The organism is Agromyces sp. NPDC057865 (assembly GCF_042796995.1).
In the GTDB taxonomy this organism is placed as follows: Bacteria; Actinomycetota; Actinomycetes; order Actinomycetales; family Microbacteriaceae; genus Agromyces.
The window spans coordinates 544,654-568,031 of record NZ_JBHVMJ010000001.1; the positions used below are offsets into that span (position 1 = coordinate 544,654).

The following is a 23,378-nucleotide window of genomic DNA, read 5'->3' on the forward strand; positions in this document are numbered from 1 at the left end:
CCGTCACGCTTCGAGCACGAGCGCGAGCGAGGTGTCCCCGCACGGGACGACGGCTTCGCCGCCCGGGAGGCTCGCAGCATCCGTTGCCGTGGCGTCGTCGCGCAGCGGCGTGAGCGCGTCGGCGAGGCCGTCGAGGCGCAGGAGCGCGCCGGTGGCCCGGCGCGCGTCGGTCGACGCGACGATGCGTCCCGAGGCATTGACGAGGGTGCACGGATGCCCCGACTCGCGGATCACCGGCAGCAGCACGCCCTCGAGTCGCGCGACGTAGAGGTCGGTGCCCACGAGGCCCGCCATCTCGCCGCCCACGCGCACGGGCGTGGTGATCGTGACCGTGTAGTCGTCGGTGCAGAGGTAGTCGACGTAGGGACCGGTGAGGTGCCGCGTCCCGGTGCGCGCCGGAACGCGCCACCACTCGAGGGTCGTGTAGTCGCGGAACTGTTCGGAATCGGGATCGCTCACGACCTCCAATCGTCGCAGCTTCGGATCGGGTCCGGCGCCGAACGTGTTCGATCCGCTGAGCCACCAGGCCAGGTGCCAGGGCGCATCGACGAGGAAGCCGGGTGCGGCGACGAAGCCGGCGCCCGTGATGAGCGTGCCGTCGCGCTCGAGCTCGGCGCTCACGAGGGCGGCCACGACGGGGTCGAGGGTGGCGGCGGTGGGCTCGGATGCCCCGGTCAGGGCACCCGCGAACGGGCCCTCGAGCTCGCGCTCGAGCACGTCCCGCCAGCCGTCGATCATGGCGAAGACGGGGTCGATCGTGGAGGCGATGCGCCGCGCGATGTGCTCGGCGGCGACGTCGACGGTGACGGTCATGGCCTCCCTCCTTCCGGTGTTGCAGTCCCGGAAGCCTCGACGGCGTCCGGCGTCGGCGCCTGCTCGAGGCGCACCTTCTCGTCGATGAGCCACTCCACGGCCGACGCGATGTGGTCGGTGGTCACGCGCCGTGCACGTTCGGGTTGCACGTCGCGGATCGCCTGGATGACCTCGAGTCGAGCGGTGCGACTGCGATCACGTGAATACTGCTCCCTCAGGCACAGCCAGAGCAAGGGCCCGGCCTCCGCCTGCAGGCGCAGCTCCTCGTGCACGAGCCGCGGCGACTGGCTCACGGCGGCCACCTCGAGCTGGAAGCGGCCGACCGCGCGGCGGGCTCCGCCGGGGGTCGTGAGGTCGGCGCGTGCGTCCACCTCGACGAGGCTCGCGAGGTCGTCCTCGCTCGCGCGGTCCGCGGCGATCTCGGCCGCCATGCCCGCGATCGCGGCGTAGTGCAGGGAGAGGTCGCGCAGCTCGATGCGGCTGAGGGCGCGCACGCGGTCGTCGACCATGCGGGCGGCCGCGTCGCGGTCGTGCGTGACGAAACTGCCGCCGTCGCGGCCCCGCCGGGTCTGCACGAGGCCCTTCTCGCGCAGGGCCACGAGCGCCTCGCGCGCCGTCACGACGGCGACGCCGAGGCTGCGCGCGAGGTCGGACTCGCTGGGCAGGCGCTCGCCGTCGCGGAGCACGCCGGCGACGATCGCGTCGGTCAGTCGCTGCTCGACGAGTTCGGCGCGACCGGCCCCGTCGAGCGGGGAGAAGACGACCGCGCGCGTGGCATCCGTGCGTCCCGTCGCCTGCGGCATCCGTTCCTCCCGTACCCGGCGTCTGGAAATCCGTGACAAGACCGTAACACGCAGGACTGGACGTAGACATCTGGATCCATATGATTTAGACGAACGCACATCGAAGGGGAGAGCGTCATGACCGACCAGCAGCCGGCCATCCGGCTCACCGGACTCACCAAGGAGTTCGGCGCCGTCACCGCCGTCGACCACGTCGACCTCGAGATCGCGGCGGGCGAGTTCTTCTCCATGCTCGGGCCGTCGGGCTCGGGCAAGACCACCGTGCTGCGGCTCATCGCGGGGTTCGAGCAGCCCACCGCCGGCACCATCGAGCTCTTCGGCACCGACGTGACCAAGCGCGCCCCGTTCGACCGCGACGTCAACACGGTGTTCCAGGACTACGCGCTGTTCCCGCACATGAACGTGCTCGACAACGTCGCCTACGGCCTGCGCGTGCGCGGCATCGGCCGCAAGGAGCGCAGCGAGCGCGCCCGCCGGGCGCTCGCCTCCGTGCGCCTCGAGCAGATGGCGGATCGCAAGCCGTCGCAGCTCTCGGGCGGCCAGCGCCAGCGCGTCGCGCTCGCCCGCGCCACTGTGGTCGAGCCGAAGGTGCTGCTGCTCGACGAGCCGCTCGGCGCGCTCGACCTCAAGCTCCGCGAGCAGATGCAAGTCGAGCTCAAGCAGATCCAGCGCGACCTCGGCATCACGTTCATCTTCGTGACCCACGACCAGGAGGAGGCGCTCACGCTCTCCGATCGGATCGCGGTGTTCAACGCGGGCGGGATCGAGCAGCTCGGCACGCCGGCCGAGCTCTACGAGCAGCCCACCTCGCGCTTCGTGGCCGACTTCGTCGGCACCTCCAACCTGTTCGACGACGAGCGGTCGCGCACGATCCTCGGTCGCGACGGCCACCACTCGGTCCGCCCCGAGAAGATGTCCGTCACCCGCGACGGCCTCCAGGGCGAGGGCGTGGTGAACGTCGCGGGCACCGTCGTCGAGGCCATCTACCTCGGCAGCGGCGTGCGGCTCGTCGTCGACCTCGACGACGGCACGCGCGTCAGCGTGCTCGAACAGAACGACCGCGATCGCGTCCATGACGACGAGCGCGGCGACCGGGTGGTCGTCTCATGGCACGACGACGACGTCGTGCCCCTGGGACCGGGCGTGCTCCCCGGGATCTCCGGCTGAGGCATCCGCCCACCGGACCAGCCCACCGCACCTGCAACTGCACATCACTGCACCACCTGCACTGCACAGAACAAGGAGAGAACCATGATGCGAATGCGCACCGCCGCTCGCGGCGCGACCGTGGGGCTCGCGATCGCCTCGGTCGCGCTGCTCACCGCCTGTGGCACGTCCCAGGCCGGCGGCTCCGGAGGCGGCGAGGCCGCCGAGGAGCTCGGCGAGATGGAGGGCCAGGTCTCGATCCTCGCCTGGCCCGGCTATGTCGAGGACGGCTCCAACGACCCCGAGGTCGACTGGGTGACGCCGTTCGAGGAGGACACGGGCTGCGAGGTCACGACCAAGACGTTCGGCACCTCCGACGAGGCCGTCAACCTCATGAAGACCGGCGAGTACGACGTGGTGTCGGCCTCGGGCGACGCGACCCTGCGGCTCATCGCCGCCGGCGACGTGGCTCCCGTCAACACCGACCTCATCCCGAACTACGCGAACGTCTACGACTTCCTCAAGGAGAAGGAGTGGAACTCGGTCGACGGCGTGCCCTACGGCGTGCCGCACGGCTACGGCGCGAACCTCCTCATGTACAACACGACGGTCTTCCCCGAGGCGCCCACCTCGTGGGACGTGGTGTTCGACAAGGCCGGCGACTACAGCGGCAAGGTCACCGCGTACGACTCGCCCATCTACATCGCGGATGCCGCGGTGTACCTGATGGCGCACCAGCCCGAGCTCGGCATCGAGAACCCCTACGCGCTCGACGAGGAGCAGTTCCAGGCCTCCGTCGACCTGCTGAAGGCCCAGCGCGCGCACGTCGGCGAGTACTGGTCGGACTACCTCAAGGAGATCCAGGCGTTCACGACCGGCGACTCGGTGGTCGGCACGACCTGGCAGGTCATCCAGAACGCCCTCGCGGGCGAGGGTGCGACGACCGACGTCGTCCTGCCCGAGGAGGGTGCGACCGGCTGGTCGGACACGTGGATGATCTCGTCGCAGGCGAAGAACCCGAACTGCGCGTACGCGTGGCTCGACTACATCGCGAGCCCCGAGGCGAACGCCACGGCGACCTCGTACTTCGGCGAGGCGCCCTCGAGCGACGAGGCCTGCGAGTTCCGCGACGACTGCGAGGCGTACCACGCCGGTGACGCCGACTACGCGTCGCAGATCTGGTACTGGACCACCCCGATCGAGGACTGCGTCGACGGTCGCACCGATGTGAAGTGCGTCGACTACGCGGCCTGGACCGAGGCCTGGTCGGAGATCAAGGGCTGACATTCCGGTCGTCGAGTAGCGGCGCGGGAGGCGACGCGTATCGAGACGCCACGACGGGTCTCGATACGCGTCGGCCTCCGGCCGGCGCTACTCGACCACCGGGATCCGAAAGGAATCCATGACGACGAACGCCCCGACGAGGCAACCGATCCGATCCCCCCGCGACACGCTCGCGCGGAAGGGGTCGGCCTTCCTCGCGACCCATCCCAGGGCGCGACTGGCCTTCCTGCTCACCGCGCCGCTGTTCTGGCTCGTCGTCGTCTACATCGTGGCGCTCGCGCTGCTGCTCGTCACCGCGTTCTGGTCGGTCGACAGCTTCACCGGCGAGATCACGACCGAGTTCACGCTCGACAACATCATCGAGGTCGTCACCGGCTCGCTCTACCAGGTCGTGACGCTGCGCACGCTCGGCGTCGCGCTGCTCGTCACCCTCATCGACGTGCTGCTCGCGCTGCCCATCGCGTTCTTCATGGCGAAGGTCGCGTCGCCGCGGATGCAGCGCGTGCTCGTGATCATGGTGCTGACCCCGCTCTGGGCGTCGTACCTCGTGAAGGCGTACGCGTGGCGGTCGGTGCTGTCGCAGGACGGCATCCTCGAGTGGCTCCTCGCGCCCTTCGGCGGGCACACTCCCGGGTACGGGCTCCCGGCGACCGTCATCACGCTCTCGTACCTCTGGCTGCCGTACGTGATCCTGCCGATCTACGCGGGACTCGAGCGCGTGCCCGACTCGCTGCTCGAGGCGTCCGGCGACCTGGGCGGCAAGACCTGGTCCACCCTGCGGCTCGTGGTGCTGCCGCTCATCTTCCCCGCGATCATCGCGGGCACGATCTTCAGCTTCTCGCTCTCGCTCGGCGACTACATCACGGTGAACATCGTCGGCGGGGCGAGCCAGATGCTCGGAAACCTCGTCTACACGAACGTGGGCGCGGCGAACAACCTGCCGCTCGCATCGGCGATCGCGCTCATCCCGATCGTGATCATCTTCGGCTACCTCTTCCTCGTGCGCCGCACCGGCGCCCTCGACAACCTCTAGGGGCGACGGATGCGACTCTCACGGCTCTCCCGCACGGTGCTCGGCATCGTCACGGCGTTGATCCTCGTCGTGGTCTACGTGCCCCTGCTCGTCGTGCTCGTGAACTCCTTCTCGACCTCGACGTCGCTGACCTGGCCGCCGCCCGGCTTCACGCTCGAGTGGTGGGGCCGCGCGTTCCAGAGCGCGGGCGCGCTCGAGGCGGTGTGGACCAGCGTGCAGATCGCCGCGATCGCGACGCTGATCTCGCTGATCCTCGGCACGCTCATCTCGCTCGCCCTGCAGCGGTTCTCGTTCTTCGGCCGCGACGCCATCAGCCTGCTGGTGATCCTGCCGATCGCGCTGCCCGGCATCATCACCGGTATCGCGTTGAACAACTTCTTCCGCACGATCATGGGCGTGCCGCTGTCGATCTGGACGGTCGTCATCGCGCACGCGACGTTCTGCATCGTGACGGTGTTCAACAACGTCATCGCACGCCTGCGCCGGCAGGGCACCAACCTCGAGGAGGCGTCGAGCGATCTCGGCGCCGGCGTCTGGACGACGTTCCGGCTCGTGACGTTCCCGCAGCTGCGCTCGGCGCTCCTCGCGGGCGGCCTGCTCGCCTTCGCGCTCTCGTTCGACGAGATCATCGTGACGACGTTCACCGCCGGGTCGGGCGTGACGACGCTGCCGATCTTCATCCTGAACAACATGTTCCGGCCGAACCAGGCGCCGATCGTCTCGGTGATCGCGGTCGTGCTCGTCGTCGTGTCGATCGTGCCGATCTACATCGCGCAACGGCTGTCGGGGTCGGAGCAGCAGCGGCGCTGAGCTGCGCAGATGTGCACCGATGCCGCGTCGCCGCGCACATCCGCGCGATTCACCGACCCTTCACCCACGGGACCCTTCCACCGCTCGACGTCGGTCCCCTAGTCTGACGAGGTCTCGGGGGGCACGTCGGCACCCCCGCGCGATGAAGCTGGGGAGCTCCGATGATCCGGTCCGTCCGCCCTGTCACCGCCATGGTCGTCGCAGCGTCGCTGCTCGCCGTCGGACTGGCCGCCGCTCCGGCGTCCGCCGCCGAGGCCGCGGTCCCGGCCGACGTGTTCATCAGCGAGTACGTCGAGGGCTCGTCGACGAACAAGGCCGTCGAGATCTACAACCCCACGGATGCCCCGATCGACCTCGGCGCCTACACGCTGCGGGTGTACTTCAACGGCGGCACGACCGCGAACGTCAACCAGGTGCTCAACGGCACGGTCGGCGCCGGCGACACGTTCGTCTTCGCCGACAACCTGCTCGCGGCGTTCGCCGACCAGACGACCGGGGCCGGCCTGTGGAACGGCGACGACGCCATCGTCCTCTGGAAGGGCACGAACGTCGTCGACTCGCTCGGGCAGGTCGGCTTCGACCCGGGCACCGAGTGGGGAACCGGCCTGACCTCCACCATGGACAACACGCTGCGTCGTGCGGCGTCCGTGTGCACGGGCGACACGAACCCGAACGACGCGTTCGACCCCGCCGTGGAGTGGATCGGGTTCGCGTCGAACACGTTCGACGGGCTCGGCTCCCACACCTGCGGCGAAGCGGGTCCGCAGCCGACGGTGATCAACGAGTTCTCGGCCTCCACGGCCGGCACCGACGTCGAGTACGTGGAACTGCTCGCCGAGCCCGGCACCGACCTCAGCGGCGTCCGCGTGCTCGAGATCGAGGGCGACGCCGGCACCTCGCTCGGCGTGGTCGACGAGGTGATCTCGTTCGGCGCCCCCGACGACGAGGGCCGCTCGCTCGCCTGGCTCCCCGCCAACGCCCTCGAGAACGGCACCATGTCGCTGCTGCTCGTCACCGGCTTCGCCGGCGCCCTCGGGGATGACCTCGATGCGAACGACGACGGGGCGATCGACGAGATCGACGGCCTCGACATCGTCGACGCGGTCGCCGTCCACGACGGCGGGCCGAGCGACCGCGCCTACGGCGGCACCGTGCTCACCGCCTCGTACGACGGCGGCGCCTTCACGGTCGGCGCGGCCTCGCGCATCCCCGACGGCGCCGACACCGACTCGACGGCCGACTGGGTGCGCAACGACTTCGACAAGGCCGGCATCCCCGGCAACGCCGGCACGCTCGTCAGCGGCGAGGCGGCCAACACCCCCGGGGTCCGCAACTCGCTCACGGTCGTGATCGTGCCGCTCCCCCCGGCCGACTGCGACGCACCCGTGGTGACGATCGGCTCCGTGCAGGGTGCCGGCGCCGCGTCGCCGGTCGTGGGTGCATCCGTCGAGATCGAGGGCGTCGTCACCGGCGACTTCCAGGTCGGCGGCTTCGACGGCTACTACCTGCAGGATGGCGGTGACGCGAACGCCGCGACCTCCGACGGTGTCTTCGTCTACGCGCCGACCGGCCTCGACGTCGCCGCCGGCGACGTGGTGCACATCGCCGGCACTGTCAGCGAGTTCTTCGGCATGACGGAGGTCACGGCGACCGCCAACTCGGTCTGCGACCAGGGGGCTCCGCTTCCCGCGCCCGCCGCGATCACCCTGCCGGCCGCGTCGCCCGACGTCTACGAGTCGCTCGAGGGCATGCGCGTCACCCTGCCGCAGTCGCTCTCGATCCTCGAGTTCTTCGAGTACGGCCGATTCGGCACGATCACGCTCGGCAGCGAGCGCCACATGACGCCCACCGCGGTGGTCGAGCCGGGGCAGCCGGCGACGGCCCTGGCGGCGGCGAACGCGCTCGACTCGATCACGCTCGACGACGGCCGCAGCGAGGAGAACCCCGACCCGGCGATCCACCCGAACGGCGACATCTTCACGCTCGCGAACTCGTTCCGCGGCGGCGACCTCGTCGCGAACGCGACCGGCGTGCTCGACTACCGCTTCGACACGTGGGCCGTGCAGCCCACGCAGGGGGCCGACTACCAGGCCGTGAACACGCGCGCCGCGAACCCGGTGCCCGAGGTCGGCGGCACGACGAAGGTGGCGAGCTTCAACGTGCTGAACTACTTCACGACGCTCGGTTCGCGCGGCGCGAACGACGCCGCCGAGTTCGCGCGCCAGGAGGCGAAGATCGTCTCGGCGATCGCCGCGATCGACGCCGACATCGTCGGCCTCATCGAGATCGAGAACAACGGCGACGTCGCGGTCGGCACCCTGGTGGACGCGCTCAACGACGAGGTCGGCGAGGGCACCTACGACTTCATCTCGACGGGCGTGCTGGGCACCGACGTCATCACGACGGCGCTCATCTACCAGCCGAGCGAGGTGGCGCCCACCGGCGCCCACGCCGTGCTCGACTCGTCGGTCGATGCCGACTTCGACACCGACTTCAACCGCCCGGCGCTGGCGCAGACCTTCACCGACCTGCAGGCCGGCGGCGAGGTCACGGTCGTCGTGAACCACCTGAAGTCGAAGGGCTCCGACTGCAACGACGTCGGCGACCCCGACCTCGGCGACGGCGCAGGCAACTGCAACGTCACCCGCACGAAGGCGGCGAAGGCGCTCTCGAAGTGGCTGGCCGGGGACCCGACGGGCCAGGGAGCCGGCAACGAGCTCATCATGGGCGACCTGAACTCCTACGACAAGGAGGATCCGATCGACGCGTTCCGCGCGGCCGGGTACACGGACCTCGTGCGCGAGTTCCAGGGCGAGGAGGCGTACTCCTACGTGTTCGACGGCCAGCTCGGATACCTCGACTACGCGCTCGGCGGCACGAGCATCGTCGACCGGATCACCGGAGCCGAGCCGTGGCACATCAACTCCGACGAGCCGAGCCTGATCGACTACGACATGACGTTCAAGAAGCCGGCGCAGGACGCGCTCTTCGCGCCCGACGAGTGGCGTTCGAGCGATCACGATCCCGTCGTCGTGGGACTCGACCTCGACGTCGTCGCGCCCGAGCTCGCCGTCACCGCCTCCAACGAGGTCGTCTTCCCGCCGAACGCCAAGTGGCGCTCGATCACGTTCGACGTCGCGGCGACCGACAACGTCGACGCCGATGTCACGGTAGAGGTCGTGGGCGTTCAGGCCACCGGCCACAAGGCGGAGATCCGCAAGGTCTCCGACACCGAGGTCGAGGTGCTCGCTCGCCAGGGCGCGACCTACGCGGTAACGTTCCAAGCGACCGACGACTCGGGCAACGCCACGACCCAGACGGTCACGATCCGCGTGGCGCCGTGAGGTGACGGGACATGGACAGCTTCGCGAGTGAGTTCCGGGCGACGCTGCCGGCGTGGCTCGTGGAGGAGCTGCCGACCCTCACTGCGAAGGGTCCGCTCGCGACCGAAGCCGAGCGCATGGCCCTCGCCAACCGCCTCGCCGACCAGAACTGGCGGGCGGGTAACGGCGGGCCGTTCGCCGCGGTCGTCGTCGACGCGGCATCCGGCGAACTCGTGTCGGTGGGCGTCAACGTCGTGCTCGCCTCCGGCCTCAGCTCGCTGCACGCCGAGGTCATGGCGCTGAGCCTCGCGCAGCAGCGCCTCGGGCGTTGGGACCTCGGCGCCGACGGGGCGGACCTCGAGCTGGTGGTCAACTGGCGCCCGTGCGTCATGTGCTACGGCGCGACCATGTGGTCGGGCGTCCGTTCGCTGTCCATCGCCGGCGAGGGGTCGGAGGTCGACGAGCTCACCGGGTTCGACGAGGGGCCGATGCACGACGACTGGATCGGCGAGTTCGAGCGTCGCGGCATCCGCGTCTCGATCGGGGTCGGGTACGACGAGGCGATCGAAGTGTTCCGTGCGTTCGGCGCGTCGGACGCCGTCGTCTACAACGCGCGCGGGGCCGGCGGGGTCTAGCGGCGGCCGCGGCATTCACGTCGGCGCGGGTGCGGATCGGGGTTCGGGCGGGGATCGCAGGGATCGCATGCCGATCGACAACGAGGTCTACGACCGGCTCGGGGCGGGCTGGTGGGACGAGGACAACCCGCTGAACATGCTGCACGGCAGCTGCACGCCGGGGCGCATGGCGTACTTCCGCGACGTGCTCGGGCGACGCGGGACGGCCGGCGGCCGCACACTCGACATCGGATGCGGCGCGGGCTTCATCACCGAGGAGCTCGCCGGCCTCGGCTTCACCGCGACGGGCATCGATCCGTCGTCGGTCGCCATCGAGGCGGCCCGCGCGCACGCGACGCAGGGTAGGCTGGCGATCGAGTACGTGGTCGGCGTCGGCGAACAGCTGCCGTTCCCGGATGCCGCGTTCGACCTCGTCACCTGCTGCGACGTGCTCGAGCACGTGCGCGACCTCGACCGCGTGGTCGCCGAGACGGCTCGCGTCCTGCGGCCGGGCGGGCTGTACCTCTTCGACACGATCAACCGCACGCGCCTGAGCCGGCTGCTCGCGATCCGGGCGATGCAGGAGTGGCGGCTCACGCGCATCGTGGACACGTCGATCCACGAGTGGTCGATGTTCATCACGCCGGAGGAGCTCGAGGCGACGCTCGACCGGCACGGCCTGGAGCTCGGGGAGCTGGCCGGGCTGGCGCCGCGCGCGTCATGGCCGACGATCGTCGGGGCGCTGCGCGCGACGCGCCGCGGCCGGATCGGCTACGGCGAGCTCAGCCGCCGCCTCGACTTCGGTCGCGTGGAGTCGCTCGCCCTGTCGTACATGGGCTTCGCGGTGCGTCGCGGGTGACACGACGGAGCCGGGAGCACGCGTGGCGTGCTCCCGGCTCCGTGCGGCGGCGTCAGGCCTCGGGGTGCGGCCGTCCGTGGTGACGGTGACCGCGCCCCTTGCCCTTCCGGTCCTCGTGCACGTGCACGTGGACGTGGACGTCCTGTTGGGGATGTCCGGCGAAGCCGGGACGCGGGCCGAAGCCCGGGCGCGGGCCGAAACCCTCACGGCCGAAGCCGTGCGGGCCGAAGCCGTGAGCGGCCTCGGGGTCGAATCCGTGGGGGGCGCCGAACCCGTGGGGGGCGCCGAACCGACGGCCGAAGCCGTGGCGGTGGCCCCATCCGTGCCGGCGTCCGCCGCGCTTGCCGCGCGGCATCGGCTGCGACTCGTCCCAGCCGAGCTCGCGGGCCACGGCCTCGAGGGTCCGCAGCGTGGTCGCGAAGTCCTCGGGGGGCACCGCGCCGGCGATGCGCTCGCGGAGCGTGGAGACCTGCTCCTCGAGGCGCGCGAGCGCCTCACGACCCGACTCGGTGAGCACGGGCGGGACGCCCTCGACCCAGCCGCGCTCCACCAGGTGGTGCAGGGCGTGGGGCTTGGCGCGGAGCCGCTCGGCGAGCCGCTCGTCCGTCGCCGAACCGGCGAGCAGGTTGAGCAGCCGCCAGTCGCGGCGCGTGATGCCGTCGGCGGCGAAGAGCGCCTCCATCTCCTCGGAGAGGCGACGGTCGACGACCTTCAGCCAGAAGCCGAAGGGGCGGTCGGTGCCCGCGGATGCCGCGGTGGGCTCCTCGTCGGGGCGGTCGGGCTGATCGGGGTTGATCTGATCGGTGGTCATGGTGTTCCTTCCTCGGTGCGCCGTGTGGGCGCCCGGCGCGCGATGCGCGTCCATTCGATATTGCATGTCATGTGACATGTATATGTAGGATGACATGTATGAGCGCAGGTCGTCAAGGCGGACTCGGCGGATCCTCAGGTTCGGGCGGCTCGGGTGGGTCGAGGGGCGGCCGATCAGGCGGGAGCGGCGGCTCGGGCGGCTCGGGCGGCGACGATGCGTCCGACCCGATCGCGGCGATCGAGGCGGCGCTCGGCGCGTTCCGTGGGCGCGGACCCGGCGGTCCTTGGGGGCCCGGACCCTTCGGGCCGGGAGGCCCCGGCGGGCCCGGCGGCCCGGGCTTCGGCCCCGGCCCGTTCGGACGCGGTCCCGGCGGCTGGGGCGGCAGGCCGGGCGGGCATGAGGATCACGACGGCCCGTTCGGCTCGCACGCGCACCACGACCACGGCGGTCCGGTTCGGCACGGCGGGCCAGGAGGCCGCGGCGGACACGCGGCGATGCGCCTCCTCATGGTGCTCTCGCACCGAGGACCGAGTTCGGTGGGCGACGTCGCCGCCGCCATCGGCGTCGACCAGCCCCGTGCGAGCCGGCTCGTGCAGGCCGCGGTGGACGCCGGCTACGTGCGGCGCGAGGTCGACCCGAACGACGCGCGCCGCAGCATCCTCGTGATCACCGACGGCGGACGCACCGCGCTCTCATCGGTGCTCGACCACCGTCGGGCGTCGATCGAGCGCGCCCTCGCCGACTTCTCCGACGAGGACCGCGCCGAGTTCGCCCGCCTCCTCACGCGCTTCGCGGAGGCGTGGGGCCGCACGCACGGCTGACCGCGCGCCGATGCCGCGCGCCGAGTCGTGCGCGCTCTGCCCGTCAGCGCAGCGACAGCTCCACGGGCACGGGCTGCGGCTCGAACCCGGCGGCGCGCACGGCGGCCGCGTCGTGCCGCAGGCAGGCGACCGCGCGGCGCGGGTCGTCGCCGGCGACGTCGGGGATCGTGAGCCCGGGATCGACGGTCGCGCAGGCGTCGAACGCGAACGCGCACCGGTCGCGGAAGGGGCATCCGGCGCCGAGGCGCGCGAGGTCGGGCGGCGAGCCCGGGATGCCCGACAGCTCGCGCCGCGGTCCGCGCAGCGGCGGGAACGAGTGCAGCAGCGCCGACGAGTACGGATGCCGCGGGCGGTGGTAGATGTCGAGCGCGGGCGCGTCCTCGACGATCTCGCCGGCGTACATGATCGCGATGCGGTCGGCGATCTCGATGAGCAGCGACACGTCGTGCGTGATGAAGACGACCGAGAATCCGAGGCGCTCGCGCAGGTCCGCGATCTGCTCGACGATCTGCCGCTGCATCACCACGTCGAGGGCGGTCGTCGGCTCGTCCATGATGAGCACCTGCGGGTCGAGCGCGAGCGCCATCGCGATCATGACGCGCTGGCGCATGCCGCCTGAGAGCTGGTGCGGGTATGACCGCAGCCGGTCGGGCGAGATGCCGACGAGCTCGAGCAGCTCGGCCGAGCGCTCGAGCGCCTCCTGCTGCGACACCCCGGGGCGGTGGGCACGGATGCCGTCGGCGATCTGCCGCCCGATGCGGAACACGGGGTTGAGCGAGTTCATCGCGCCCTGGAACACGATCGCGAGGTCCTGCCAGCGCGACGCCCGCAGCTGCGTGTCGTCGAGGCGCAGGATGTCGGTGGTCGTGCCGTCGCGGTCGGTGAAGAGCACCTCGCCGCCCGTGATGAGCCCCGGCGGCGGCAGCAGCCGCGTCGCCGCGTACGCGAGCGTGGACTTCCCGCAGCCCGACTCGCCCGCGAGCCCGAGCACCTCGCCGCGTCCGAGCGTCAGCGACACGTCGCGCAGCACGTGCACCGGGTCGGCGTCGTAGCCGTAGTCGACCGAGAGGTTGCGGATCTCGAGCACCGGGTCCTTCACCGGCACGAGGGCGCTGCCGTGTCCGGCGGGGGTGGTGAGCGTCATGCGCGGTCCTCCTTCGCGAGCGGTGCTGATGTCGAGCGAGCAACGGATGCCGCGGTGCCGGCCCCCGCCCCAGCTGCCCGGTGCACGACCGGCGTGAACCCGATCCGCGGGCGGATGCCGCGTTTGCGCAGCGTGCGGGCGTGCAGGCCCGTGGAGCGCAGGCGCGGGTTGACGAACTCGTCGATGCCGAAGTTGATGAGCGTGAGCGCCATGCCGAGCAGCGCGATGCAGAGCCCGGCGGGGATGAACCACCACCAGGCGCCGCGCTGCAGCGCGAGCTGGCTCTGCGCCCAGAACAGGATCGTGCCCCAGTTCCAGTCGCCGCCCGATCCGATGCCGATGAACGCGAGCGTGATGAGCGACAGCACCGCGAACATGACCGTGCCGACGAAGCCCGACGCGATGATCGCCGTGAGATTCGGCAGGATCTCGGCCATGACGATGCGCCACGTGCGCTCGCCGTTGGCCCTGGCCGCCTCGACGAAGTCCCGCTTGCGCAGCGACAGCGTCTGCGCGCGCAGCACGCGGGCGCCCCACGCCCAGCCGGTCACGGCGATGACGACGGCCACGGTGAGCCCGCCGGCGCTCGGCAGCTGCCCGGCGATGATGATGATGAGCGGCAGCTGCGGGATCACGAGGAAGATGTTCGACAGCGCCGACAGTGATTCGTCGCCCACACCGCCGATGAAGCCGGCGGTCACGCCGACCACGACGCCGATGAACGTCGCGAGGATGCCGGCGACGAAGCCCACGACCATGACCCCGCGGGTGCCCACGATGAGCTGCGAGAGCACGTCCTGCCCGAGGTGGGTCGTTCCCATCCAGTGCTCCCACGACGGGGGCTGCAGGATGTCGTCGCTCTGCGCGCTCGGGTCGTAGGGCGCGATCCACGGGCCGATGATCGCGATGAGCGTGAAGAACCCGAGGATCACGAGGCCCGCGACGGCCTTCGAGTTGCGCAGGAACACGAACCGGCCGGGGCGACGCCGGCGGCGGGGCACCGACGGCATGACGCCGGTCACCGGTGCACCGGACGGACCGGTGACCTGGTCCTCCTCGATGAGCGTGATGTCGACGGTCATGTCAGCCCTCCTGCCGGGTGCGGGGGTCGAGTGCCGCGTAGACGAAGTCGGCGAGGATGTTCGCCACGAGCACCGCGATCGTGATGACGAGGAAGCACCCCTGCATGAGCGGGTAGTCCTTGGCGTTCACGGCGTTGAAGAGCATGAAGCCGATGCCCTGGTAGCTGAAGACCATCTCCATGATGAGCGTGCCGCCGACGATGAACCCGAGCGACAGCGCGAAGCTCGACACCTGCGGCAGCACCGCGTTGCGCGCCGCGTAGCCCGTGCGCACGGCCCGCTCCGAGAGTCCCTTCGCTTGGGCGACGGTGACATAGTCCTCCGACGAGACCGTCACGACCATGTTCCGCATGCCGAGGATCCAGCCCGCGATCGACGAGATCACGATCGTGAGCGCGGGCAGCGTGCCGTAGTAGATGACCGAGCCGACGAACTCCCACGACCAGCCGGGCACGAGCGAGCGGTCGTAGCTGCCGCTCGCGGGGAACCAGCCGAGCGTGACCGAGAACACGAAGATCGCGATGAGCGCGAGCCAGAAGTACGGCACCGCCGAGAAGAAGGTCGAGATCGGCAGCAGCGAGTCGGCCCACGTGCCGCGGCGCCAGCCGATGCCGGTGCCGATGAGCGTGCCGATGACGAAGCTGATGATGGTCGCGACGCCCACGAGGCCGACGGTCCACGGCAGGGCCTGGTTGATGAGGTCGCTCACCGGGGTCGGGAAGTAGGCGAACGAGACGCCGAGGTCGCCGCTCAGCAGGGTCTTCCAGTAGTCGAGGTACTGCTGCCAGAGCGGCACCTGCTGGTCGAGGCCGAAGAGCGCGTAGAGCGAGTCCATCGCGTCCGTCGAGATGCGGCCCTGGTTCTTCGCGATGAGTGCTTTGACCGGATCGCCGGGCATGAGCCGGGGAATGAAGAAGTTGATCGTGACCGCGGCCCAGAGGGTGATCACGTAGAAGACGAGTCGACGGCCGATGAACCTCATGCGACGGGCTCCTCGACGGTCGGGCGCTCGCCGAAGGCCTCGAGCACCGAGTCGAGCTCGGGTCGTCCGTCGCGGTCGGAGTAGCCCCAGCAGGCGGCCTGCCGGCCCTCGCCGACCTCGGCGAGCGGGGGGACCTCGGCACGGCAGAGGTCGGTGGCGAACGGGCAGCGCGGGTTGAAGCGGCATCCGCTCGGTGGCCGCACGAGGCTCGGCGCCTCGCCGCGGGCGCCGTGGGCGCGGGCCTCGAGGTCGTCGGGGTCGGGCGCCGACCGCACGAGCAGCTGGGTGTACGGATGCTTCGGGTCCTGCGTGACCGACTCGCTGTCGCCGGTCTCGACGACGCGTCCGGCGTACATCACCATCGTGCGGTCCGCGAAGTACCGCGCCGACGCGATGTCATGCGTGATGTAGAGGATCGCGATGCGCAGCCGGACGCGGACGTCCTTGAGGAGGTTCAGGATGCCGAGCCGGATCGACACGTCGAGCATCGAGATCGGCTCGTCGGCGAGGAGCACCTCGGGGTTCGCGGCGAGGGCGCGGGCGATCGCGACGCGCTGCCGCTGCCCGCCCGAGAGCTCGTGGGGGTACTTGTCCACGTACCGCTCGGTCGGCCGCAGCTGCACCCGGTCGAGGAGCTCGTCGAGCGCGGCCTCGAGCTCGTGGCCGCGGAGGGCTCCGCGGTGGATGCGCAGGCTGCGGGTGAGCGTGTAGCGCACGGTGTGCACGGGGTTCAGCGACCCGAACGGGTCCTGGAAGATCATCTGCACGCGCCCGACGTAGCGGCGGAACGCGCGGCGACCCTTGGCGGCGGCATCCGAGCCGTGCAGCAGGATCGTGCCCGACGTCGCGGGCATGAGCTGCCCGAGGAGCCGGGCGATGGTCGACTTGCCCGAGCCCGACTCGCCGACGAGGGCGACGACGCGGCCGCGGTGGAGCTCGAGGTCGACGTCGTCGACGGCGTGCACCACGTCCTTCGAGCGGATGCCGCGGACCGGGAAGTGCTTGCTGAGGCGCACGGCCTGCAGCACCGGGGTTTCGGGTTCGTGGGCTTCGTTGCTCATCTCACTCACCAGGGGTTCGGGTCGGTTCGGGTGCGGTGCGGCGGATTCGGGGAGGCATCCGCCGCACCACACCGGGGGTCACTCGGTGATGCGGGTCACTTCGTGGGCTCGAGCTTCGAGAGGATGAGCGCCGCCTGCGGACCCGTGGGCTGCGGGTTCGCATAGGGGTCGTCCTCCGAGGGGAAGCCCGTGTAGTTCACCGTGGAGTACTGTGCCACGGCGGGGCGCGACCAGATCACCAGGCCGGGCGCGTCGTTCACGAACGCGTCCTGGATCACCTGCATCGCCTCGGCGCGGGTCGCGTCATCCGATGCGCCCTTGAAGGCCGCGAGCGCCTGGGTGACCGCGTCGTTCTGGTAGCGGCCGAAGTTCCAGTTCGCGGTCTCGCCGAGCGGTACGTACGACGCGCCGTCCATGATGTTCGAGTAGAGGTTCCACGGCGTCGAGCCGCCGTCGGTCCAGTGCAGGGTCGCCTGGAAGTTGCCGAACGGGATGATGTCGTTGAACCACGTGTCCTGCACGGCCGGCTCGACGGTCGCGGTGGCACCGAGCTCCTCGGCACCCGCCTTGATGATGTCGAGCGCCGACAGGTAGTCGCTCCAGCCCGCGGGGTTGGTGAGCGTGAAGGTCACGGCGGTGCCGTCGGGATCGACGAGCTTGTCCGACGAGTCCCAGGTGTAGCCGGCGTCGGTGAGGAGCTGCTTCGCCCCGTCGACGTCGACCTCGAGCTCGGCCCCGTCGAACTCCGGCGCGATGTACGCGTCGCCCGACGGCTGCGGCAGTCCCGTGACGCTCGAGATCTGCGGCCACACGCCGTAGCCGGCCTTCTCGGAGATCTCGGCGCGGTCGACGACGAGGTTGAGCGCCGTGCGGAACGCGGGGTCGTCGAACGGCTTCGTCTCGTTGTTCAGGTAGAGCACGTCGACGCCGAAGCCGCCGCCCGCCACCTGGTGGAAGTGCTCGGGATCCTTGGCGATGAACGTGTTCTCGTAGTCGGGGATGAACGTCCAGCCCCACTGCGCCTCGCCGGTGGTGAGCGCCGTGGTCAGGCCGTTGTTGTCGTTGAACGTGTCGTAGCGCAGGGTGCCGACCTTCGGCTGGCCGCCCCAGTAGTCGGGGTTCGGCTTCATGGTGACCGACTGCGGCGTGAACTGGTCGAGCAGGTACGGCCCGGTGCCGATCATCTCGTCGTCGGTGAACTGCACCGGGTCGACGTCGGCCCAGATGTGCTCGGGCACGATGAGCAGCTTGTAGAGCTTGTCGCGGTTGACGTACTGCGAGGTCGTGAAGTCGACCGTGACCTGGTTGCCGTCGACCGAGATGTCGCCGTATTGGTCGGGGAAGTCGATGTTCAGCTCGGGGGTGTCCTTGCGCAGCTGGATCGAGAACGCGATGTCGTCGGCGGTGAAGTCCTCGCCGTCCGACCACTTCACGCCGTCGCGCGCGGTGATGATCGCCTGCGTCGAGTCGTCGTTCCACTCGACCGACTCGGCGAGCCACGGGGTGGGGTCGTCGGTGGGGTGCAGCTCGTTGATCTGCATGAGCGACTCGTACACGACGTACGCGTAGCCCAGCGAGAGCGAGGCCGAGCCGGTGGCGAGCGGGTTCTGGTTCGGCGCCTGCGGTCCGTTCGGCATGCCGATCGTCAGCACCTTGTTGCTCGCGTCACCGCCCCCGCCGCCCCCGGCACTGCACCCGGTGAACGCCAGGCCGGCGGCGACCACGAGGGCGCCGGCGGCCAGGATGCTCTTTCGCATTTCCATGCCTCCTTGCATTTCTGTGTGAGTTGGTGCGTTGGTGTTGCGTGGTGCTCAGCCGCGGATCGGCACGCCGATCTCGAGGCGGAGGTCTCGTGAGGACCGGCCGACGTGCGCGCGGTAGGCGCCGGGCCGGAGGGTGAAGCGCGCGGCATCCGTCGACCAGGTCTCGAACGCGCGGCGGTCGATGGGCAGGTCCACGGTGGCGGTGCCGCCCGCGACGACGTCGACGACCGCGAAGCCGGCGAGCCAGCGCAACGGGCGGTCGGGGTCGGATGCCGCGTCGGCCGGGTCGGCGGCGAGGTAGAGCTGCACGACCTCGCGCCCGTCGCGGGCGCTCGTGTTCGCGATCGTGACGCGCACGACGGCGGCGACATCGGCTTCGGCGGATGCCGCGTCGATGATCTCGACCGAGCGGTACTCCCACTCGGCGTACCCGAGCCCGAACCCGAACTCGCGGGCGGGGGTGCGACCGAGCCGGTCCCAACCGCGGTGGCCCACGTCGAGGCGCTCGGTGTACTCGATCACGCCGTCGACGGGGATGCCGTGCGGCACGGGCACGTCCTCCTCACGGGCGGGGAGGGTCCACGGCAGGCGGCCGCTCGGCTCGATCGCGCCCGTGAGCACCGCGGCGAGCGACGTGCCGGCCTCCTGTCCGGGCAGCCACCACCAGAGCACCGCGGACACCTCGTCGAGCCACGGCAGGATCACCGGGGCGCCCGCGTTCACGACCACGACCGTGCGCGGGTTGGCGGCGGCGACGCGGCGCACGAGCTCGTTCTGCCGGGCGGGCAGCGCGAGGTCGGGGCGGTCCCAGCCCTCGGACTCGGTCTCGGGGTTGGTGCCCACGACGACGACCGCGAGGTCGGATGCCGCGGCGGCCGCCACGGCCGCGTCGAGCTCCTCGTCGATCGTGAGCCCCGGTGCACGGTAGCGGAAGTGCACGCGCACGAAGCGCCCGTACGACTCCCCGTCGACGACTTGCGCGTCGACCTCCACGCGGGCGAGCCGCGGGGCGTCGACTTCGACCACGGCCTCGACGCTGGGCGGATTCGCGTAGCTGGAGTTCAGCACGACCTCGACGCCGACGGGCTCGTCCGACGAGCCCTGCAGGACGCCGTCGACCGTGACGCGGTGCGCGCCGACCGGCGCGAGCTCGATCACGTGCCGGCCGACCGCGCGCAGTTCGACGTCGGTGGTGAGGCGGGCGGATGCCACGGCGGCGTCGTGCACGGGAAACCAGAGGCTCGCGGCATCCGGCACCTGCAGCGACTCGCGCACGGCGCCGTCGGCATCGAGCAGGTCGATGCGGATGCCCGGCTCGCCGTCGGGTGTCGTGAGGAGCTCGCCCGGGGCCAGCGGGGCGCCGACCGTCGCCGCGCCGCCGCGATGCAGGGCGACCTCGGCGTCCGGGAACGCGGCACGAAGGGCGTCGATCGGCGCGCTCACGTGCGGTGGCGTCACGAACGCGCTGCCGCCGCCCTGGGTGAACGGCTCCACCGCGTTGTGGCCGATGAGCGCGATGCGGCGGGGGCCGTCGGCGCCCGTTGCGACCGGGAGCAGACCACCCTCGTTGCGCAGCACGACGGTGGAGCGGGCCGCGGCCTCGGTGAGGAGCGCGACGACCTCGTCGGACGCGGGGTCCTCGGTCGCGCCGCTCGCGTCGTAGGGCAGGACCTCGCCGGCCAGGCCGCTGAGCGCGCCGACCCGCTCGGCGAGGCGCAGGATGCGGGCGACCTTGTCGTCGATCGCCGACTCGGGCACGCGTCCGTCGCGGACCGCGTCGAGGAGCCCCTCGGCCCACGGGCCGCCGGGACCGGGCATCACGAGGTCGAGGCCGCCGAGCGCCGGCTCGACCGCCGTCTTCGTGGCGAGCCAGTCGCTCACCACGACGCCGTCGAAGCCCCACTCGCCCTTGAGGATGCCGTTCAGCAGCGGACCGTGCGCGGTCGCGGTGGCGTCGACGCCGTTGCGGGTGAGGCCGTTGTAGGCGGCCATGATCGTCCAGACGCCGGCGTCGACCACGGCCTCGAACGGCGCGAGGTAGACCTCGCGCAACGTGCGCTCGTCGATGCGCGAGAGGTACTCGGTGCGGTCGGTCTCGGTCTCGTTGCCGACGAAGTGCTTCACGCACGCGGCGACGCCCTGCTCCTGGATGGCGCCGACGAACGCGACGGCGAGGCGCGCGGTGAGCAGCGGGTCCTCGGCGAGGCACTCGAAGTGGCGGCCGCCCACGGGGCTGCGCTGCAGGTTCACGACGGGCGCGAGGATCACGTCGACCGCCTTTCGCCGCGCCTCCGCCGCCATGAGCGCGCCGAGGCGGGCCTGCAGGTCGACGTCCCACGTCGCGGCGGTGGCCGACGGCGCCGGCAGCTGGGCCGAGGCCAGTCCGTCGTCGCCCGTGCCGCGCACGCCGATCGGGCCGTCGGACACCGTCATCGTGCGCAGGCCGATCGCGGGGATCTCGCGCAGCGTCCAGGTCGCGGCGCCGGTCAGCAGGGCGACCTTCTCGTCGAGGGGGAGCGAGGCGGCGGCGGCCGCGGCGTCGAAGCCCCGGCCCTGCGCGATCGTCTCGGTGCCGGAGAGGGATCCGCTCTCGTCGAGGGCGCCGGTGGCGGTCGTTGGGGTCACGCCTATACTCCATTCACAGCTCGTCGTTGAGTGACGAACGACATGCTGGCACACTTACTGACTTGTAAGTAAGTTTGGAAGAGTCACAGTTCGGTAACGGCGTGCCCGGGTCCGTTCCGGGGCCGCGTCACGAGTGCTGCACTCGACTCGCGAGCCTCGTCGGGGCCTCCGGCAGAACAGCGGATGCCGCGGCGGCGAGCCGCACAGGAAGGGAACACCGTGGTGGAGACAGCGCGAGACGACACGCGCAGCCGGCCCGCCGCCGAGCGCGTGCAGCGCCCGCAGGCGCGCACGACCGAGCGCCGCGAGGCGGTGCTGAAGGCGGCGATGAACGTCTTCGGCGCGCGCGGATACAACAAGGGCGCCCTCGTCGAGGTGGCCGAGCAGGCGGGCATGACGCATGCCGGCGTGCTGCACCACTTCGGGAGCAAGGAGGGCCTGCTCGTCGCGATGCTGAAGTACCGCGACGGCGAGGAGGTCGCGGGCGTCCCGGCCCGCGCGCAGACCGAGGGTCCGGCGTTCCTGCAGCACCTCGTCGACACCGTCGAGGAGAACACGCACCGGCGCGGCGTCGTGCAGGCGTACTCCGTGCTCTCGGGCGAGTCCGTCACCGACGGGCATCCGGCGCACGACTACTTCCAGGGGCGCTTCCACGTCCTCCGGGCGAAGATCGCGGGCGTGCTCGGCGAGGTGTCGGGCAACACCGACCAGCAGGAGCTCGAGGACGCGGCATCCGCCCTCATCGCGATCATGGACGGCCTGCAGGTGCAGTGGCTGCTCGAGCCCGAGGCCATCGACATGCCGCGCATCCTCAGCCGCACGATCGACGAGCTCGTCGACCGCCTCAAGCGCGGCTGAGCCGCAGGCTCACGGATGCCGCGGGCGCGCGCCTACGCAGCCGGCGCCCCCGACCGCTCGGGCACGCGCACGAACAGCATCATCACGAAGCCGGCCGCGAGCACGATGATGATGCCGAGGATGCCCCAGTACGTCGCGCCCGCGATGCCGATGAACAGCGACCAGAGCAGCGGCGAGAGGAAGCTCGCCGCGCGGCCGGTCGTGGCGTAGAGGCCGAAGATCTCGCTCTCGCGGCCGGCCGGCGTGACGCGCGCGAGGAACGATCGGGACGCCGCCTGCGCAGGTCCGACGAAGAGCGTGAGCACGAGCCCGAAGACCCAGAACACGAGCTTGCCCGCGTCGTGCAGGAAGAACACGAGCAGGCCCGACACCACCAGTCCGCCGAGGGCGACGAGGATGACGGCCCGCGCGCCGAACCGGTCGTCGAACCGGCCCGCGAGGATCGTCGACAGGCCCGCGAGCAGGTTCGCGGCGACGCCGAACAGCAGCACCTCGTTCGAGGTGAAGTGGAAGGCGACCGCCGCGATGACGGCGCCGAACGCGAACACGCCGGCCAACCCGTCGCGGAACACGGCGCTCGCGAGCAGGAACCAGAACGTGGGCCGCGACTCGCGCCAGAGCGCCTTGATGTCCCGCACCAGCACGGCGTAGCCGCGGAAGAACCCGACCTTCTCGCGGTGCGCGGCGGGCGGCGCCTCGGGCACGTACGCGAAGATCGGCCAGGCGAACAGGATCGCCCAGATGGCGCAGCCGACCGCGATGACGCGGTACGCGAGGCCGTTGTCGGTCGGCATGCCCCACCAGTCGAACGTCGTCGCCACGACCACGAGCACGAGCGCGATGATCCCGCCGATGTAGCCGAGCCCCCAGCCGAGGCCCGACACCTTGCCGACCGTCTTCGGCGTCGACACCTGCACGAGCATCGCGTTGTAGTTCACGCCCGCGATCTCGCTGAACACCGTGCCGGCCGCGATGAGCGCGATGCCGAGCACGAAGTACGCGGGGCTCGCCTGCACGAAGAACAGCGCGAACATCGTGACGATGAGCGCGATGGTCGCGCCGCCGAGCCAGACCTTGCGGCGGCCCGAGACGTCCGCGCGCTGGCCGAGCACGGGAGCGAGCAGCGCGATGAGGATGCCGGCGATCGTGATGGCCCACCCCAGCCCGCTCGCGAGATCGGCCAGGCCCTGCTCGTGCGCCGGGTCGTCTTCGCCGAGGCCGGCCACCGACGGGTTCAGGAAGGCGTCGCTCGTCAGGTACAGCGCCGTGAACACGAACGTGAGGATCACCGAGTTGAACGGCTGCGTCGCCCAGTCCCACAGCGCCCACGACCAGACCTGCTTCGCCGGGATCCGGTGATCGCCCTGGAGCTCGAGTCCGGTCACGGGTTCGAGGTGCTCGGTCGCGCCGGCGGACTCGGAGTGCTGGGTCATGTGGGAGAGCCTCGTTCGTTCGGGTGAACGGCGGATGTCGCGCGGCTGAGCGCCGCCGCATCGGCCGGGGGATCGTCGCTGATCCTGCTGCACTGTAACGCCGCCGATCCCCC

19 protein-coding genes are annotated in these 23,378 nt (G+C 71.0%); 9 read left to right on the top strand and 10 right to left on the bottom strand.

The window, feature by feature from the left end; translation table 11 throughout:
* Nucleotides 1-3: 3 nt before the first annotated feature.
* Together ACFVN5_RS02505 and ACFVN5_RS02510 are read right to left on the bottom strand one after the other, a co-directional pair.
* A complete protein-coding gene (locus ACFVN5_RS02505; protein ID WP_376953046.1) occupies nt 4-813 on the bottom strand; it encodes a hypothetical protein in 810 nt (269 codons plus the stop codon).
* Nucleotides 810-1,616, bottom strand: coding sequence for a FadR/GntR family transcriptional regulator (locus ACFVN5_RS02510; protein ID WP_376953047.1), 807 nt, complete (start codon nt 1,614-1,616; stop codon nt 810-812). Before ACFVN5_RS02510 ends, ACFVN5_RS02505 begins: the two co-directional genes overlap by 4 nt.
* 117 nt (nt 1,617-1,733) lie before the next feature.
* Between ACFVN5_RS02510 and ACFVN5_RS02515 the strand changes: the two genes are divergently transcribed.
* The 7 genes from ACFVN5_RS02515 (at nt 1,734) to ubiG (ending at nt 10,685) form a co-directional block, all read left to right on the top strand.
* Nucleotides 1,734-2,783 carry an ABC transporter ATP-binding protein gene (locus ACFVN5_RS02515; protein WP_376953048.1) on the top strand — a complete coding sequence of 350 codons (1,050 nt, stop codon included), beginning with the start codon at nt 1,734-1,736 and terminating at the stop codon, nt 2,781-2,783.
* An 84-nt stretch (nt 2,784-2,867) separates the two neighbouring features.
* Nucleotides 2,868-4,046 (top strand): ABC transporter substrate-binding protein, encoded by a 1,179-nt coding sequence (locus ACFVN5_RS02520; protein ID WP_376953049.1) that lies wholly within the window; start codon nt 2,868-2,870, stop codon nt 4,044-4,046.
* 118 nt (nt 4,047-4,164) lie between these two features.
* Nucleotides 4,165-5,079 carry an ABC transporter permease gene (locus tag ACFVN5_RS02525; RefSeq protein WP_376953050.1) on the top strand — a complete coding sequence of 305 codons (915 nt, stop codon included), beginning with the start codon at nt 4,165-4,167 and terminating at the stop codon, nt 5,077-5,079.
* A gap of 9 nt (nt 5,080-5,088) precedes the next feature.
* Nucleotides 5,089-5,889, top strand: a complete 801-nt coding sequence (locus ACFVN5_RS02530; protein WP_376953051.1) for an ABC transporter permease — start codon at nt 5,089-5,091, stop codon at nt 5,887-5,889.
* Nucleotides 5,890-6,050: 161 nt separating this feature from the next.
* Entirely contained in the window at nt 6,051-9,233 is a 3,183-nt protein-coding gene (locus tag ACFVN5_RS02535; RefSeq protein ID WP_376953052.1) for an ExeM/NucH family extracellular endonuclease, read from the top strand.
* An 11-nt stretch (nt 9,234-9,244) separates the two neighbouring features.
* Entirely contained in the window at nt 9,245-9,847 is a 603-nt protein-coding gene (locus tag ACFVN5_RS02540) for a nucleoside deaminase (protein ID WP_376953053.1), read from the top strand.
* 67 nt (nt 9,848-9,914) lie between these two features.
* Nucleotides 9,915-10,685, top strand: a complete 771-nt coding sequence (gene ubiG / locus ACFVN5_RS02545; protein WP_376953054.1) for a bifunctional 2-polyprenyl-6-hydroxyphenol methylase/3-demethylubiquinol 3-O-methyltransferase UbiG — start codon at nt 9,915-9,917, stop codon at nt 10,683-10,685.
* 52 nt (nt 10,686-10,737) lie between these two features.
* Here ubiG and ACFVN5_RS02550 read toward each other — a convergent pair whose 3' ends face one another.
* Nucleotides 10,738-11,496, bottom strand: coding sequence for a MarR family winged helix-turn-helix transcriptional regulator (locus ACFVN5_RS02550; RefSeq protein ID WP_376953055.1), 759 nt, complete (start codon nt 11,494-11,496; stop codon nt 10,738-10,740).
* A 98-nt stretch (nt 11,497-11,594) separates the two neighbouring features.
* Here ACFVN5_RS02550 and ACFVN5_RS02555 point away from each other — a divergent pair, with 98 nt between their 5' ends.
* Nucleotides 11,595-12,317, top strand: coding sequence for a MarR family winged helix-turn-helix transcriptional regulator (locus ACFVN5_RS02555; RefSeq protein WP_376953056.1), 723 nt, complete (start codon nt 11,595-11,597; stop codon nt 12,315-12,317).
* Nucleotides 12,318-12,360: 43 nt separating this feature from the next.
* Here ACFVN5_RS02555 and ACFVN5_RS02560 read toward each other — a convergent pair whose 3' ends face one another.
* The 6 genes from ACFVN5_RS02560 to ACFVN5_RS02585 form a co-directional block, all read right to left on the bottom strand.
* Nucleotides 12,361-13,461 carry an ABC transporter ATP-binding protein gene (locus ACFVN5_RS02560; RefSeq protein ID WP_376953057.1) on the bottom strand — a complete coding sequence of 367 codons (1,101 nt, stop codon included), beginning with the start codon at nt 13,459-13,461 and terminating at the stop codon, nt 12,361-12,363.
* A complete protein-coding gene (locus ACFVN5_RS02565) occupies nt 13,458-14,543 on the bottom strand; it encodes an ABC transporter permease (RefSeq protein WP_376953058.1) in 1,086 nt (361 codons plus the stop codon). The genes ACFVN5_RS02560 and ACFVN5_RS02565 overlap by 4 nt, the downstream gene beginning before the upstream one ends.
* 1 nt (nt 14,544) lies before the next feature.
* Complete coding sequence (locus ACFVN5_RS02570) at nt 14,545-15,525, bottom strand: ABC transporter permease (RefSeq protein WP_376953059.1); 981 nt, start codon at nt 15,523-15,525, stop codon at nt 14,545-14,547.
* Complete coding sequence (locus tag ACFVN5_RS02575) at nt 15,522-16,586, bottom strand: ABC transporter ATP-binding protein (RefSeq protein ID WP_376953060.1); 1,065 nt, start codon at nt 16,584-16,586, stop codon at nt 15,522-15,524. Before ACFVN5_RS02575 ends, ACFVN5_RS02570 begins: the two co-directional genes overlap by 4 nt.
* A gap of 95 nt (nt 16,587-16,681) precedes the next feature.
* On the bottom strand, nt 16,682-18,343 hold the full coding sequence (locus tag ACFVN5_RS02580) for an ABC transporter substrate-binding protein (protein ID WP_376953061.1): 1,662 nt from the start codon (nt 18,341-18,343) through the stop codon (nt 16,682-16,684).
* Between the two features lie 54 nt (nt 18,344-18,397).
* A complete protein-coding gene (locus tag ACFVN5_RS02585) occupies nt 18,398-20,974 on the bottom strand; it encodes a beta-glucosidase (protein ID WP_376953062.1) in 2,577 nt (858 codons plus the stop codon).
* 222 nt (nt 20,975-21,196) lie between these two features.
* On the opposite strand from ACFVN5_RS02585, the gene ACFVN5_RS02590 reads away from it, so the two are divergent.
* On the top strand, nt 21,197-21,832 hold the full coding sequence (locus tag ACFVN5_RS02590; protein ID WP_376953063.1) for a TetR/AcrR family transcriptional regulator: 636 nt from the start codon (nt 21,197-21,199) through the stop codon (nt 21,830-21,832).
* A gap of 32 nt (nt 21,833-21,864) precedes the next feature.
* Here the strand turns inward: ACFVN5_RS02590 and ACFVN5_RS02595 are convergent, their stop codons facing one another.
* The gene (locus tag ACFVN5_RS02595) at nt 21,865-23,265 is read right to left on the bottom strand and encodes an MFS transporter (RefSeq protein WP_376953064.1); all 1,401 of its coding nucleotides are present in this window, start codon (nt 23,263-23,265) and stop codon (nt 21,865-21,867) included.
* Nucleotides 23,266-23,378: the final 113 nt, after the last annotated feature.